Genomic DNA, 14,717 nt, shown 5'->3' with positions numbered 1-14,717 from the left:
TAATGTTGCATTACCACCCGGTGCCATGACGGTACCCGATTGAGAATGCACGACTCCTACCTAAGAGCCCCAGTCTATGTTCGCCGCTTCCAAGATGTCTTTAGGAATCTTGATTCCCGCCTTGATCGTTGGCCTTGGCAGTTCAAGTTTGCAAGCCGAAGAGACCATTTTGTTCCAAGAAGATTTTGAAGACGGGACGGATCGCTGGGATATTGTCGATCCTCTTTCTTGGAAACTAGAAGAGCACGGAATGGGCAAAAGCCTGTCGATCATTCGCCGTGAAAGTGAGTACGAACCGAAGGTCCGCAGCCCACGGCATATCGCTTTGATCAAAGACATCGAAGTTGACAGCTTTGAACTGACCTTCAAAGTGAAAAACACGAAAAACACCGGCAATCACAGGGACTGCTGCGTCTTTTTCAATTACCAAGATCCGACCAACTATTACTACATCCACTTGGGTGCGAAACCGGATCAGAACAGCGGTCAGGTGTTCATCGTGAAGGACGCTCCTCGGACCAATCTAACCAACAACGAAAAGTTGACTCCCTGGTCCGACGGATGGCATACCGTGAAATTGGTTCGCGATGCCGAGAAAGGCACGATCGAAATTTACTTCGACGACATGACCACGCCTCACCTGTCGGTCAATGACAAAAGGTTCGGCAAAGGCCGGATTGGGATCGGATCGTTTGACGACATGGACGCATTTGACGAAGTCGTCTTGCGATCTAAATAGTTCGCTCTGCAGTAGTCAACCGAGTTTCGTTGCCACCCTCCACTCCCCTTCTTGCTGACGATCAAGTCCGAGGATTTCAGGATGGCAACGAAAGCGGCGGGCGAGAAATTCAGTTTAAAAGACCAGCTGTTCAACCGGGAACGCGTCCAATATCTCGCTGATCGTTTTCATTCCGCTGACGCCAGTTTTGAAAAGAAGCGTTTTGTCTCGCAGACGATGAAAGGTTTTTCAGCTTTAGAGCTGAAACAGCGGATCGCTCATATCGCTGATCAGTTGAACGAATTCCTGTCCGCCAATTACAAACAGGCAACCAAACAGATCGTCGCAGCGTTGCCACCTCCGCTTGATCCAACCCAAACGGATGATGACTTTGGCGATTTCATCTTTGCGCCACTGGGTGAATTCGTCGCTCGCAACGGATTAAAAAAAGGGGATGTCGCGGTTTCGCTGAAAACTTTAAAAGCGATCACTCAGCGGTTTTCGATGGAGGATGCGATTCGTGAATTCATACTTACCCACCCGGAAGCGACGCTGGTCGAATTGACCAAGTGGGCAAACGATCCGAACTATCATGTGCGTCGACTTGTCAGTGAGGGGACTCGGCCGTTTCTACCATGGTCCAAGCGAGTGAACCTGCCGGCCAGTGCAACGATCCCGTTTCTCGATAGCCTGCATGCCGATCCGACGCGATACGTAACCCGATCAGTTGCCAATCATCTAAACGACATTTCAAAAATCGACGCCGCTTTGGTGCTAGAAACCCTCACACGCTGGCAGAAGACGGGCAAGCAGGCTCCCGCCGAATTAGCATGGATGAATCGACATGCGTTGCGAACGCTGGTCAAAAAAGGGGATGCGAAAGCGTTGAAGTTTCTTGGTTTCCGCCGTGATCCAAAAATCAAGATCGCAAACTTTCAGCTTGAAAACGAGCAGATTCAGCCCGGACAGGCGGTCGAGTTTTCATTCGACATCACAGCGGAGCGTGAAGAGTCTTTACTAATTGATTTCGTGATCGATTTCGTCAAAGCAAACGGGACCCGAGCGCCCAAGGTTCACAAACTGAAGCAAATCGAACTAGCGTCAGGCCAATCGCAAACGCTCAAAAAACGGCATGTCTTAAGAGCGAACGCCACAACGTACAAGCTCTACCCGGGGACTCATCGCCTAAGCCTGCAGGTTAACGGAAACATACTGGAAACGCTTTGCTTTGAATTGCAGTAGGGATCCGGGCAGCCACGTCGCTGGACCGGTTAGCGTCGGTATTCTCGCCCGGTCCCTCGCTTACGCAGCGGGTTGGGATGTTCTGATGCATTACCGCACAGCAGCAATCCCACTCGGAAACAGTCCCCTATTGATTGTCGCCTTTTTTTTGTGTTGGGAAATGAGATTTATTGGGGGCGCAGCAAACTTTGGAGGACGGCGTTGTTAGAATAGGCTGCCTTACCGGTAAAACGAGTGGAATTGCTTTTGCCTGTGATTTCCCGCTCGTTTAATTAACTTTCTACCCTGCTTGGAATTTCAACATGACCGCTGTTCGTACCTTACTGTCCGCTGCTGCTTTGTTTTTGTTTTTTGGGAATGTCGATCTGTCGGCTGAAGACGGAAAGTGGATTTCCTTGTTCGACGGGAAAACGATGGATGGTTGGGAGAAGATCGGCAACGACAAAAGCCACTGGGAAGTTAAGGATGGAGCGTTGGCTGGATCCGGTGGCGCTTCAATGCTGGTCACTACCGGCGACGCTTACAAGAATTTTCGTTACCGTGCCGAAATCATGATCAATGATGGTGGCAATTCCGGGCTCTATTTCCGGACCACTCGTCGTCCCGGTTTTTCCGATGGCTATGAAGCTCAGATCGACAGCACCCATACCGACCCAATCCGTACCGGTTCCATCTACGGGATGTGCCACGTCTACGACCAACTGGTCAAACCCAACACCTGGTTCACATACGAATTAGAAGTCCGCGACGACGTCTGGCGCGGTCGCGAATTGACTCGTATCAAGGTAACCGTCGACGGGAAAGAATTGTACGAATTCTTGGATTTCGATAAAACCTTCAAAGAAGGTCAATTCGCTTTCCAGCAGCACGATCCCGGCAGCAAAGTAAGCATCCGAAAAGTCGAAGTTCAACCGATTGAATAGTGGAACTTTAGATCGCGCCGAGCCTTCACACTTGTTTGTGTGAAGGCTCGGCGTTTTTATTTGTTAACCGCGATCCTACTGACGCGGTAGCACGTTCACTCGTTCAACAACCGAGACGCCCTGCGGAGCTTGACGGCTTTTGCCGGTCACTTCGAAGCGAATCTGTTGAGCCTGGTTGCTGGTCATCACGATCGTGTAGGTGACGGTCTCACGAGGCGTCATCTGTCTTAATTCCGGCATCTGGATCAATCCTGCGTACGTGCGGAATTGTTCTCCACCAGGGTTCATCGTCTGGGAAATGCTTTGAATGTTTGTCCCCGTTGGAAGCGGAAAACTAAGCTGAACCTGACTGTCTGGGACATCACGATCGTTTGTGACCACCAACTGGAAACGAATCCGTCGTCCCACTTCGGCAGGATTGTCCAAGGCAATCAGTCGCAACTGTAGTGCCCCTGGAGCGGCTGCGATCGGCGGAGCCGCATTGGATGCGGGGCCTGACGGCGAACCGTTCGTCTGAGGAATCGGGGTGGACGGGATTTCCGGGATAGGCGTCGAAGGTGGCAGCACGGGTGTGGACGGTTGCACACGAGCCGGCTGGCTAACGGTTGGTTGGATTTCAAATTGGTATTGGTCGGACGACGACGCTCCATTCTCGCTGGTAACCGAAACGACCATCAACGATTGAGGGTTGGGCTGGAGGGCTCGGAACTGAGCTTCAACGACTTGTTCCTGTCCAGGTTCGATAAACGGGATCAGCCAATTCAGTTTGTACTGGGCCAATTGGCTGCCGTCCCAGCCGATTTGTGTTGTTTGCAGGACGTCTAATTGAGGATCGTAGGATGCGACGACCCGCACGTTCTGAAGCCGTTCGCGACCGCTATTCAGGATTCGAAAGCGAAACAGGACCTGATCGTTGCCCATTTGCCATACCGGCAAACTTTCAATTCGAGCCGACATCGCTGGCGTCGCGGGGATCGGATTCAGGACGGTAATGCAGGTTTGATCGCTAGCGGATTGTTCGCCGTCCGCCGTCGCATTAATGGTTAAGCAACGTTGACCTGGGGTGGTCGGGACATAGGTCGTCGCGATTTGCCAGGTGTCACCAGGTTGCAACGGACCTTCGTCACGAGTTCGAAAGGCACGTGGATTCCCTGTCTGTAGGTGCATCATCCCACTGTCGCCGACCGATTCTAAGTTGACATTGCTTAGCGGCCGGTCGCCTGAATTGGTTACATCGATATTGAACGTCACTTCCTGGCCAACCTGGACATTTTCTCCGGGCTGAACGACCGCTTGGATGCCCAGCGAAAGGGCGGGTCGATAGATATCGACCTGGACCGAATCCTCGGCGTACAGGTTCTGGTCGGCTCGAGCTTGGAATTCCAATAGATGTGTCGATTTGGCTTTTAGCGTTGCTTGAATGTCCCATTGTTGTTGCGAAGGAATACGATCGATCTCCCAGATGATCTGGTTACCGACGATCCGAGCGAACGAATCGGCATTCTCTACGGTGACACCGGCTGGCAATTGCAAACTTACCGACACGTTTTCCGCATCCAGATTTCCAGGGTTCGCAACTTCACACGCGATCGGGAAGGATTGTTCGTATCCCACCACCGGTGGAGCTCCGGCACGGACTCGCAAGCGAGGAGCACTCCATGTGATGGTGGTTTGCCCCTGGCCGAGCGTCATTTTTGGCATGTCGCCAGAAGTTCCGGCAGGACGAATGACCGTCATCGAAACCCCAGCGGTACCGCTGGTCCCTGGTGTTGGAACGACATTCACCGTCGCATCGCCATTGCTGTTGACGACCGCTTCGCTGACGTTTGTTCCACTTTCAAAGGTGGCGAATTCGGGATTGAGGATTTCGTAACGGACGACCCATCCTTCCGCCGGAATCGAACCTTCACTTCGTGTGACGCGAGTCGTCAGCGACGTTGGTGTTCCTGCGACAAGCACCTGCGGACCAGGAAATTGCCAGCGAGCGTCCACCCAGTAGATGGTCGCTGTCGCTTTGCGTTGGTCCCAACAATCACTATCGGGTGCAAGTACGGTGACTCGGCTGGTCCCTTCACTGGGACTGCTAACGGAAATCCAAGTCTGCCCTTTTTCAAGGCGAACATCATCTTGCAGGTTCTTGTTCCCACGGGTGATCAACATCTTTTTGGTGCTGGTCACGCCACGTGCAAAGCTTCCGCTCCGCTTGTCGGCTTTGGGTGTTTTGGCTAAACGATGCAGGATCCCTGGATCGTCGTCCCCGACGTCAATGATATGGCCGACGCTGTCGGGAGTTAACATCCATTCCAAAGGTTCGCGGACCATCAGGTGACCGTCATCGCCGCAAACTCCGGACAACAATAGAACTTCGCCGCCAACCGGGGCAACGATTCGTTGTGGAGAAAGCAGGATGCAGCCCCGTTTTCCTGTTGTCGGTAACTTGCGAGCTTCACTTTCGCACCCGAACAAGACGGCGGGAGGACCATCGGCACACTCTTGGCAACCCGATCCATCAACACAGACATCTGGGTTCGCCGCGGCATTTGGAGCAACGCCACATTCTGGAGGCGTCGCAGGTTCGGGGAACGCTGGGTCCGGAAGGAGGGATTTAAAGCAACCGCCAACACCGCACTTCCCTCCACCCGTAAGGCAGCAGCTGGAACCGATTCCGGTTAAGCAACCACTTCGATTTCCGGACAAGCATGAAAAACATCCACACCCCAATGATAATTCGGTGCTATTCTCTGGGTAAGGAGCGAACAAGCAGGATCCTGTCTTGTCGATCTGAGGCAACCGCAATCGGGTGCAACCACTAGCGAGGACAACGCACAATCCAGCGAGTAGCGAAATGACTAAACAAGTCAGTCGCCTTTGCTGAGCGTTCGTGGTGGAAGTTGCAAACCGCATCATTGTCACGCTAGATAATATGGACCCTGGAAAGGGATGATCGAATTAGGGCGGAACTTGCCCTTGGAAACCTAGCACGCGGCTAGTGCAATGATGCCGAAAAGCAACCTTGAGGGTTGCGAAAAAACAACCACCTGCAGGCGACTGCGCCGGTCGTGCGGATTGCAGCGGCTGGCAGCAGCCTTTCGCCGCGATATCGGTGAAGATCAAAGCGTTTCAAGGCCGCAACGAACACAACGGCGGAAACAAACCTGTGCGAGCAGGATAAACGCCGTATCAAGCTTGCGGGCTGGAAGTCTATTGCCCGGTGGATAACGGTGATCGATCCCGTTTGCGAATGAAGTTGTCGAAACCGGTCACCCCAGCCCTGCAGGCGAGGTAGCAGCCTTCGTCGCCGTGCGACCGTTAAAGCCCTGAATCCGGTACTCGTACTTTGCGAAGCGGTACTCGTCCCCCCCTTCTCGTACTCGTGCTCAGGGCTCAGGGCTCGTGCTCGTGCTCAGGCTCAGGGCGCAGCCCGGTACTCCTACTCGAACCGGCGCACCATTTTCAGCACTACTGACCGACTTAGCGTTTCTCGCCTTTCGGTCGAATACGTTGCTTTGTCGTCGCCAAAGATCTGAACCACTTGCTCCCACCTTCCGACGACGCGGCCGAATGTGCCGTCGCATGCAATGCGGGAGTCGAGTACGAGTACCGCTTCGCTGAGTACGAGTACTCGTACTTTGCGAAGCCGTGCTCGTCCCCCCCTTCTCGTACTCGTGCTCAGGGCGCAGCCCGGTACTCGTACTCGAACCGGCGCACCATTTTCAGCACTACTGACCGAATTAGCGTTTCTCGCCATTCGGTCGAATACGTTGCTTTGTCGTCGCCAAAGGTCTGAACCACTTGCTCCCACGTTCCGATGGCGCGGTCGAGGTGCCGTCGAATGCAATGCGGGAGTCGAGTACGAGCACCGCTTCGCTGAGTACGGTACTCGTACTTTGCGAAGCCGTGCTCGTCCCCCCCTTCTCGTGCTCGTGCTCAGGGCGCAGCCCGGTACTCGTACTCGAACCGGCGCACCATTTTCAGCACTACTGACCGACTTAGCGTTTCTCGCCTTACGGTCGAATACGTTGCTTTGTTTTCGCCAAAGATTTGAACCACTTGCTCCCACGTTCCGATGGCGCGGTCGAGGTGCCGTCGAATGCAATGCGGGAGTCGAGTACGAGTACCGCTTCGCTGAGTACGGTACTCGTACTTTGCGAAGCCGTGCTCGTCCCCCCCTTCTCGTACTCGTGCTCGTGCTCAGGGCGCAGCCCGGTACTCGTACTCGAACCGGCGCACCATTTTCAGCACTACTGACCGAATTAGCGTTTCTCGCCATTCGGTCGAATACGTTGCTTTGTCGCTTTGTCGTCGCCAAAGGTCTGAACCACTTGCTCCCACGTTCCGATGGCGCGGTCGAGGTGCCGTCGAATGCAATGCGGGAGTCGAGTACGAGCACCGCTTCGCTGAGTACGAGCACCGCTTCGCTGAGTACGAGCACCGCTTCGCTGAGTACGAGTAGGACATGAAGCCCGCCCCACATAGCGGATCGAGAGCCGGATGGTATCGCTTTACCAGCGGGAATTTGATCGATAGCCCCAGATGACGGCCAACGTTAGGCAATGAATCGTACTCCGAGCGCAGCCCGGTACTCCTACTCGTACTCCTACTAGAATCGCTACTCGAATCGGCGCACCACCTACCGACTTAGCGTTTCTCCCCTTTCGCTCGAATCCATCACTCAGCAATCTGCGGTCGCCGAGAATCTGAACCGCTCAGTTAACCGGCTTAACGGTGTTTGACGACCTAGCGCGCAGAAAATTTACGCGGTCAATTCGAGGGGGACGCCTCCGCTCAGTGTGACTGCCCGGTATGTCGAACGGTTCCAGGGTCTCTCACCGGGGTTCGTATTCGGAACGCACAATCCGGGACTTTTGCGGCCTTCCGCACATCCATCCCCCCATATTAACGACTCCGCAAGTTGACGCATTTATGCAGCGAAACAGCGGATAAATGACACTAATCGTCAACCTGACATTGCATAATCGGGGTGGCCGCTACGATAATGTACTAATCTCTTAGGGGGTGGTTTTCCTGGACCTTTAACTGCTCTCTTTTCGTTTTCTCTCTTCTAATTACGATTCACGTTGGGCAGCCTGAATTTAACTCTTTGAGTCGCCTGTTTATGGGATCCGTGACGGACAACTTGATTGGATCGCAGCGTGGTGAGAACCGCGCTGCCGATGCGTTGTTCTCTGCGATGTACGATGATTTTCAGCGGATGGCTTCACGTTTTTTAACAAACGAACCGAGCCGCGAGCGATTGACCAGTTCTTCGCTGGTTCATGAAGCGTATGTTCGTATGGTCGATCAACGTCGAGTTGATTGGCAAGGGCGAACTCACTTTTTCGCGATTGGTGCTCGGGTGATGCGGCGCATTCTGGTCGATCATGCTCGTCGAGTCCAAGCGGCTAAGCGGGGCGGCGGCTGGGCACGCACCCCGTTAAATGACAGTATCACCATTCAGATCGAGCAAGACGAAGATGTACTTGCCTTGGACGGCCTACTGGACCAACTGAAGGTCCTGGATCCCCGCCAAGCGAACGTCGTCGAACTCCGCTTTTTCGGAGGGCTAACGATGAAAGAGATATCAGCAGAACTAGGGATCGGGTTGCGGACGGTCGAGAAGGATTGGGCAATGGCTCGCGCGTGGCTCCGCCGCGAACTCGAACGAGAATTGGAATCGTGACCCCCGAACAGTATGCGAAAGCGCGAGCCCTATTCCAAGCCGCAGAAGAATTGCCGCTGGGTGAGCGGGCCGCTTTTGTTGAGCAACAGACCACCGACGTCGTCCTCCGCCGCGAAGTCCTCTCGTTGCTCCAATTCCATGATGCGGAAGCTGCACGAATCGAAGGGACGACGGTCAACGCGGCCCCGGCAGTAGAGGACCAGGGCCAAGCAGAGGTAAACGCCGGAGCTGCGAAAACCTCGCTGCCGGAATTCCCCTCGGTGATCCGAGCCGCTCATGGAAGCCAATCGGTTTCGCCGCGAAGATCGCGGCGTTTGTTTCTGCTTCCGTTACTTTTCGCGTTGTTAGTGGGACTCCCCGTTTTGATGTTGGTTTTGGCGATCCAGCAACAGATACAAACGGGGATCGAAGAGGCCCGCTATTCGCAGCTTCAGACGATCGGGGATACCTCCCACTTGACCGTCCAATACTGGACTCGAAGAAAAAGCGAAGAGATCAAGCACTGGGTTGATGACATCGTGATTACGGATCAAGTGCGTCTCCTGTTAGCTGCAACGCAACAACCGGACGAACTGGAAAGGCGAAACGAACTGGCAAGTGCCCGCGATAAAATACGGGCGCAGTTCCAGTCGCTAGTCGGCCCGCAACCCGAATACGTTTTGTGGAATCGAAGTGGCATCGTCCTGGCCAGTTCGAATGAGGAACGGGACGTGATCGGAACTTCGATCGCCCCCGAGTTTAGTCCGGCACTAAGTCGGGGATTCGCTGGAGAAACCGTTTTCTATCAATCCAAATGGAGCGATGCTCGCGCATCGTCGGAAGGTTTCGTTCCTCACAGCCCCTGGTTGGCGATCGCCATTGCGGTCCGTGGAAGCAACGGAGCTCCGGAGGCAGTGTTTTTGTTCCGCAATATGGGACTGGATGAAGATCTAAATGAGATTTTTCAGAAGCTGCAGTTTGACGCGAGGGGCGAAGTCTACGCGATTGATGACCGAGGTCGGATCCGCTCTCAACTAAGGCAATCCCCCAAGGTCATCGCTGCACGTCTGATTCCCGCCGCCCCCGATTCGGCTCAGCTATTGGAAATTCGGGCTGGCGATCCAGGAAGGATACTAACCCCCAAGCACCCGCTCGATCAGCCGCTGCGGACGTTGCCGTTAACAATTGGGGCCAGCCGCGCCGCGGTGAAACTGAATGGCCAGACGATCGAACCCTACCGAAACTATTTGGGCGTCCAAGTGATTGGGGCTTGGCGGTGGGTCCCGGAATTGCAATTGGGGATTCTAGCTGAAATGCCATCGGCCGATGCATTTTCGTCGCTCCATATTCTCCAGTACCTGCTTGGTGGTCTGGTGATCGTGTCGACCTTCGGAGCCGCAGTGACTGGTTTCGTACTGGAACGGAAGATCTGCAATCTGCGTGAATCGGATGAGGATCAATTGGGACGATACGAATTGTTAGAAGAACTTGGCAGCGGAGGCATGGGGATTGTCTTTCGAGCACAACACCAACTGATGAAAAGTCCTGCAGCGCTGAAGGTGATCCGTCCGGACCGTTTCGATAGGGAGAATACGCTTCGTTTTGATCGTGAAGTTCAACTTGCCGCCTGCTTGCGGAGCCCCCACGCGGTTTCCATTTTTGATTATGGATGGACCGCAGACGGGCGAGCCTACTGCGCGATGGAACTGCTGGAGGGCATTACGGTCCATCAAGCCGTCGTCCGAGGCGGTGCGATGGCACCGGGGCGGGTGGTCCATGTGCTGGTTCAATTGTGTGACGCATTGTCCGAAGCTCATCGATTGGGCCTGGTGCACCGAGACGTCAAACCGCGCAACGTGATGCTTGCCCCTCGGGGCCCCGAACAAGACTGGGCAGTCCTGTTCGATTTCGGGCTGGCGAAACCGACTGAAAACGACAGCAACTTGTTCATGACGCAGGAACGCGTCTGGGCAGGGACGCCAATGTTCATGGCGCCTGAACGTTTTCGGAATCCGGGTCGAACCGATCCCAGGTCCGATATCTACAGCCTTGGAGCTGTCGGCTATTTCATGCTCTCGGGAAGGCAACCGTTCTCTGAAATCGACCCCAGCGGAATGTTTGAACTGATTCTAAAAGCAGCACCAACTCCACTGGACCAACTGCTTGCGGACGACTCCTTAAAGCCGCTGGCCGACATCATTCGGCGGTGCATGGAAAAAGATAAGGGGAATCGACCGCAAGACGCCGACGAACTACGCAAGCAGCTCCGCAAGATCCAGAACAACTATCCCTGGGACCAAGAATCGGCTTCCCTGTGGTGGGAAACCTACGGGCAGGAGAACTAGCCCCGCAGAACCCCCCCGTATACAAGCACGAATCGCAAGCGAGTATTCAGGAACATCACGCAAGCGATTGATTTGGCCCCGCGACAGCGAGTCGTTTATTCACTCGTTTGCGATTTGCGATTCGTGGTTGTATTTGCTTCGTGCGAGCTGAAGGCGACCATCACACAATCTACAAACCGCACGCCAACCGGGGCCTTCGTTGAGTGCGAAAATGGCTGGTCGCGTTGACGCTGACGATCAGACTTCTCGGTATGTCGACTTACTTTTCAGCCTGGTGATGTGGGCTTTCCAACAGGTGTTTCTTAAGGAGATCCTCAGCGTAGTCGTTCCCCGGTTCGCGAAACACGGTGTGAATATGGTTAACGGGACCTGAGTTACGTCCCGGTGGGAAATGGTTATCGAATTCGATGATGACCGTCGGGCCATGTATCCGGTAGTAATAGGGTTTGCCCTCCTCTGTGCCAGCCCATGCGAAATGAATCTTTTCGATTCCGGTCTCTAAGATTCGATCCATTTGAATGTGGGCAATGTTGTGTTCGTAATTGTGGGCGTATTCATTGATGAGAGAGATCAAGAGGCGGCGTTGGTTAGCATTGAGCTCTCCGGCAGACAAGCCTGATGGTGTTTTTAGTTGATCGCCGCGAGTCGGACCGGTGATCACATCGCGCGGAGCCACGTTATCGATGATCGCTTTCGCCCGCTGTTTCTCGTTAAGAGATGCGAAGAACTGCTTTCCTTTTTCATCCTCCGCGTTTTGAACCTTCCACCCCGAGTACGTTCCCTCGGGAAGCCTTGCCGGGTCAGATCCCATGAATGCGGGGCGTACCGAGACTTCGTCACCGACAACGGTAATGTTCAACGCAAGGTGGTGACCATCCAGTTGCCACCCCCATGCTTCATCCTTTGAGGGATTGCCAAAGATGCCGATCCAGTAAAGATCATGCCCGAACATTGGGGTTCTGTTGGGCCGGCGTTCCGCTGCCATCGCTTTCAAAAGCTCATCAAGATGCATGATGCCGGTAGTCTTCAGATACCCTTGACTACTCAGCGTACTTTGAAGCAGTTGATGCGCAAGGGATCGTTGTTCGGGTGACATTTCCTTGAAACTGACCCCTTCTCGTTTGAATGAAGTCGTCGGGAGATTGCTCCACGCCCGACGTTCCTTGTCGTCCAAGCTGAAGGAAGCTTGTTTTCGCAGCTCAGGTCCGAGCCCTTCAAGGAAGGCAACCGCCGCCTGGCGAATTTCTGCGACAGGGGCCTTGTATTCCTCCTTCTGCTCCTGAGCATTCGCGACCGTGACGCTGATTAAGAAGATCGCTGTGAGGACGAATGGTTTCATATTCGGTTTTCCTTGGCTGAGATCAAGAAAGTTGTTAATAGCTATCTCGGAGACTTCGGATTCTGAACATGGCGCCCCGTGCTCCATCGCGTTCCAGCGTAGGTGACACGGTTGCAAACTGCAATTACTCTGCCCTCCTGCATGACAATGGGCGTCTGTCAGCATGCATGTTGGAAATCTGCTTCTCACCCAATGCAACATCCCAAATGGTCAACTCATCCACTCGAGCAATCATAAAGAAAGCCTGCGGCCGGACTTTGGAACGCACCATTGCAATCGATCACAAAAGAATCAGTCCGTCCCCCAATTTCGCTGCCGCAATCAGAGGAACTGGGGAGAAACGATTTTTGAAAACGCAACGGACGATGGCGGCATCGTTGATCTGAACGCCGAATCGCCGGAACCGCGTTTGTGCCGATCGGGGTTCGATCTCGTTATGGGCAAGAGTTCCTCTCGTTGCCGGTACAAGGATTCGAACGATTGCCGACAGGGCAGAAATAAACCCTGCTTTCGCAGGGTTCATTGAGTGGGCAATATCGAACCTGAAACGGTGACCACCACGAAGCCAAACTTGGTGGCCGAGGGTTCGCGCCGCTTCGTTGGGACGTGAAACCATTCGTGATGCACCGGGGGGCTGCCCACGTTATGGCGAGCACCGCCACGTGACTGCGTTGGCGACCGTCGCCAGACCGTGCCTCTTGCCGAATGATTGTCACGACCGCGATAAACGCGTCGTTGACTTGAAATCTCACTCGGAAACGGTCGTTAAAGGATTTAGCGTCCCTACGAAGGACACCCGCGTCGCTAGCTCACCTAGCAACGCGGGGATCTCTTCTTAGCGATCCAGTGTCTCCGCGGGAGCGTCGGCAAACAGACGGTTCCAGGCTGGAGCGGCCGAGGTACCTTGTTCCGATTTCCGTCGGCAAGCGATGCATTCGGTCGCGTACGGTACGGCTCGTAAACGGGTAAGCGGAATCGCTTTACCACATTCCTCGCAAGCACCGTATACGCCCTGCTCCATTCGCTCTAGCGCCGAATCGATCAGAGACAATTCCCGGCTCTCGACTTCGGCCAACTGGCTGTTGACTTCGCTTTGAGCGGTATCAACGGCTGCGTCTAGCAAGTCGCCTGAGCCAGAATTTCGGACTTCACGCAAAAGGCTCAGATCCCCTGCTAACGCTCGTTGAAGTGCGTCACGACGAAGAACGAGAACTTCCCGCAACTTTTTGACTGCGTCTTTATTTGGCATAGGGGCACCCTCACTGTGGTATTGGCTATACGCGATCACGGATTCGGTTCGAAATAAACCGACCGGGTGGCTTATTGCAGCCCCCAAAGCAAGCTATAAAGGACTATAACTTGCCGCTCCGTTAATCGTGCCGTCAGAGTACTATACGTCAGGAGTGAAGGGGGAAGCGGCAAATCTTTTCACCAAATCCCCTAAAACCACTCTGGCTAGCCCCCTTAAACCGTTGTGGGGAATCAGCTTACAGATTTCCTTAAACAATGATAAACAGCATGGTTCCATGCCGAATCGCTGCTGGGACATTTAATGCGACTTAGGACCCCCTAAGTCGGTGCTATGGCTTGCTTAACGTAAACGCCGTTTATCGATTGCAGCGGAGAACGCGTTTAGAAGGCGAATCCGGCCGTTGTCATCCAGAATGCAAACAGCATCAGCAGCCAGACCAAATCGAGAAAATGCCAATACGAAGCCGCAAAATCGACGGCTCCGTGTCGTTCGTGGTCATAACGTCCCTCAAATGAACGGACACTGACGATCCCCAGCGAAATAATCCCGCCGACGACGTGCAAGGCATGAAGAATGGCCAGAATAATCACCATCCCCCCGACTCCTTGGGAAAAACTGTTGCGCATCTCGGGCGTTTCCATCATCTGCCAAATCGCGTATCCCTGAGCCACCAAGAATCCGAACGCCAGTAGCAAGGCCAACGCCAGCATCGCGGCTGTCCTCTTGCGGTGATCGCGGCGCACGGTGCGGGATGCCTGATGCGACAACGCGCTGATCAGCACCAACAACAGCGTGCTGAGCACAAATATCCCCGGCAGCAGACTGGACGGCTGGACAACGTCCCGACGCCAGTACGCGTACAGCAGGTAGAGGACGATGCTTCCCAAGAAAAACATCGTCAGTGAGGCGATGAAGAGAGCGGCACCTTGTTTTAAGCGATTCTCCAAAGGGAGCGCTGCTGTCGATTTCGGCATCTTTTTAACGGGAGTCAACGGGTAATTAACGAGGAAGAGCGTGATCTTTGGTTAGCGAAACGGAGCCAGAGGCTTGTCGATTTAGTCGCAAAGCGAAAGGTGACCATCCCTAAAACAACAATCCGCTAGGCGTCCAGTGCCACCACCGGAAAACTAGCGTACCACCAGACGGGTCGCGTCACGCTGGTACGCCTGACGATCCCCCCAAGCCTTAAACTCACGCCAGCCTGTGTCGCGAGGCAGATATCTGCGAGAACGACTGCCG

General features: G+C 54.2%; 9 protein-coding genes. 5 read left to right on the top strand and 4 right to left on the bottom strand.

Annotated elements, in window-relative coordinates; translation table 11 throughout:
• Positions 1 to 76: 76 nt before the first annotated feature.
• The 3 genes from FF011L_RS13325 (at position 77) to FF011L_RS13315 (ending at position 2,883) form a co-directional block, all read left to right on the top strand.
• The gene (locus tag FF011L_RS13325; protein WP_315851689.1) at positions 77 to 739 is read left to right on the top strand and encodes a hypothetical protein; all 663 of its coding nucleotides are present in this window, start codon (positions 77 to 79) and stop codon (positions 737 to 739) included.
• A gap of 81 nt (positions 740 to 820) precedes the next feature.
• Positions 821 to 1,960 carry a hypothetical protein gene (locus tag FF011L_RS13320; RefSeq protein WP_145352123.1) on the top strand — a complete coding sequence of 380 codons (1,140 nt, stop codon included), beginning with the start codon at positions 821 to 823 and terminating at the stop codon, positions 1,958 to 1,960.
• A gap of 302 nt (positions 1,961 to 2,262) precedes the next feature.
• Complete coding sequence (locus FF011L_RS13315; protein WP_145352122.1) at positions 2,263 to 2,883, top strand: 3-keto-disaccharide hydrolase; 621 nt, start codon at positions 2,263 to 2,265, stop codon at positions 2,881 to 2,883.
• Positions 2,884 to 2,958: 75 nt separating this feature from the next.
• Here the strand turns inward: FF011L_RS13315 and FF011L_RS13310 are convergent, their stop codons facing one another.
• Positions 2,959 to 5,790, bottom strand: coding sequence for a DUF7507 domain-containing protein (locus tag FF011L_RS13310; protein WP_145352121.1), 2,832 nt, complete (start codon positions 5,788 to 5,790; stop codon positions 2,959 to 2,961).
• A 2,209-nt stretch (positions 5,791 to 7,999) separates the two neighbouring features.
• Here FF011L_RS13310 and FF011L_RS13305 point away from each other — a divergent pair.
• Both FF011L_RS13305 and FF011L_RS13300 read left to right on the top strand, forming a co-directional pair.
• Complete coding sequence (locus FF011L_RS13305) at positions 8,000 to 8,563, top strand: sigma-70 family RNA polymerase sigma factor (protein ID WP_145355317.1); 564 nt, start codon at positions 8,000 to 8,002, stop codon at positions 8,561 to 8,563.
• A complete protein-coding gene (locus tag FF011L_RS13300; RefSeq protein ID WP_145352120.1) occupies positions 8,560 to 10,887 on the top strand; it encodes a serine/threonine protein kinase in 2,328 nt (775 codons plus the stop codon). Before FF011L_RS13305 ends, FF011L_RS13300 begins: the two co-directional genes overlap by 4 nt.
• 259 nt (positions 10,888 to 11,146) lie before the next feature.
• On the opposite strand, the gene FF011L_RS13295 is transcribed toward FF011L_RS13300, so the two are convergent.
• From FF011L_RS13295 to FF011L_RS13285, 3 genes are all read right to left on the bottom strand, one after another.
• Entirely contained in the window at positions 11,147 to 12,226 is a 1,080-nt protein-coding gene (locus FF011L_RS13295; RefSeq protein WP_218932602.1) for a DUF3500 domain-containing protein, read from the bottom strand.
• An 835-nt stretch (positions 12,227 to 13,061) separates the two neighbouring features.
• Positions 13,062 to 13,475 carry a TraR/DksA family transcriptional regulator gene (locus FF011L_RS13290; RefSeq protein ID WP_145352118.1) on the bottom strand — a complete coding sequence of 138 codons (414 nt, stop codon included), beginning with the start codon at positions 13,473 to 13,475 and terminating at the stop codon, positions 13,062 to 13,064.
• Between the two features lie 383 nt (positions 13,476 to 13,858).
• Positions 13,859 to 14,452, bottom strand: a complete 594-nt coding sequence (locus FF011L_RS13285) for a cytochrome c oxidase subunit 3 (protein WP_145352117.1) — start codon at positions 14,450 to 14,452, stop codon at positions 13,859 to 13,861.
• Positions 14,453 to 14,717 lie beyond the last annotated feature (265 nt).

Source organism: Roseimaritima multifibrata, assembly GCF_007741495.1.
Taxonomy (GTDB): Bacteria; Planctomycetota; Planctomycetia; order Pirellulales; family Pirellulaceae; genus Roseimaritima; species Roseimaritima multifibrata.
This window is presented reverse-complemented; position numbering and strand designations above follow the sequence as displayed.

Bases quoted from the DNA above. Each gene is read 5' to 3' on its own strand.
- FF011L_RS13325 (WP_315851689.1), top strand. From the start codon at position 77: ATGTTCGCCGCTTCCAAGATGTCTTTAGGAATCTTGATTCCCGCCTTG.
- FF011L_RS13320 (WP_145352123.1), top strand. From the start codon at position 821: ATGGCAACGAAAGCGGCGGGCGAGAAATTCAGTTTAAAAGACCAGCTG.
- FF011L_RS13315 (WP_145352122.1), top strand. From the start codon at position 2,263: ATGACCGCTGTTCGTACCTTACTGTCCGCTGCTGCTTTGTTTTTGTTT.
- FF011L_RS13310 (WP_145352121.1), bottom strand. From the start codon at position 5,790: ATGATGCGGTTTGCAACTTCCACCACGAACGCTCAGCAAAGGCGACTG.
- FF011L_RS13305 (WP_145355317.1), top strand. From the start codon at position 8,000: ATGGGATCCGTGACGGACAACTTGATTGGATCGCAGCGTGGTGAGAAC.
- FF011L_RS13295 (WP_218932602.1), bottom strand. From the start codon at position 12,226: ATGAAACCATTCGTCCTCACAGCGATCTTCTTAATCAGCGTCACGGTC.
- FF011L_RS13290 (WP_145352118.1), bottom strand. From the start codon at position 13,475: ATGCCAAATAAAGACGCAGTCAAAAAGTTGCGGGAAGTTCTCGTTCTT.
- FF011L_RS13285 (WP_145352117.1), bottom strand. From the start codon at position 14,452: ATGCCGAAATCGACAGCAGCGCTCCCTTTGGAGAATCGCTTAAAACAA.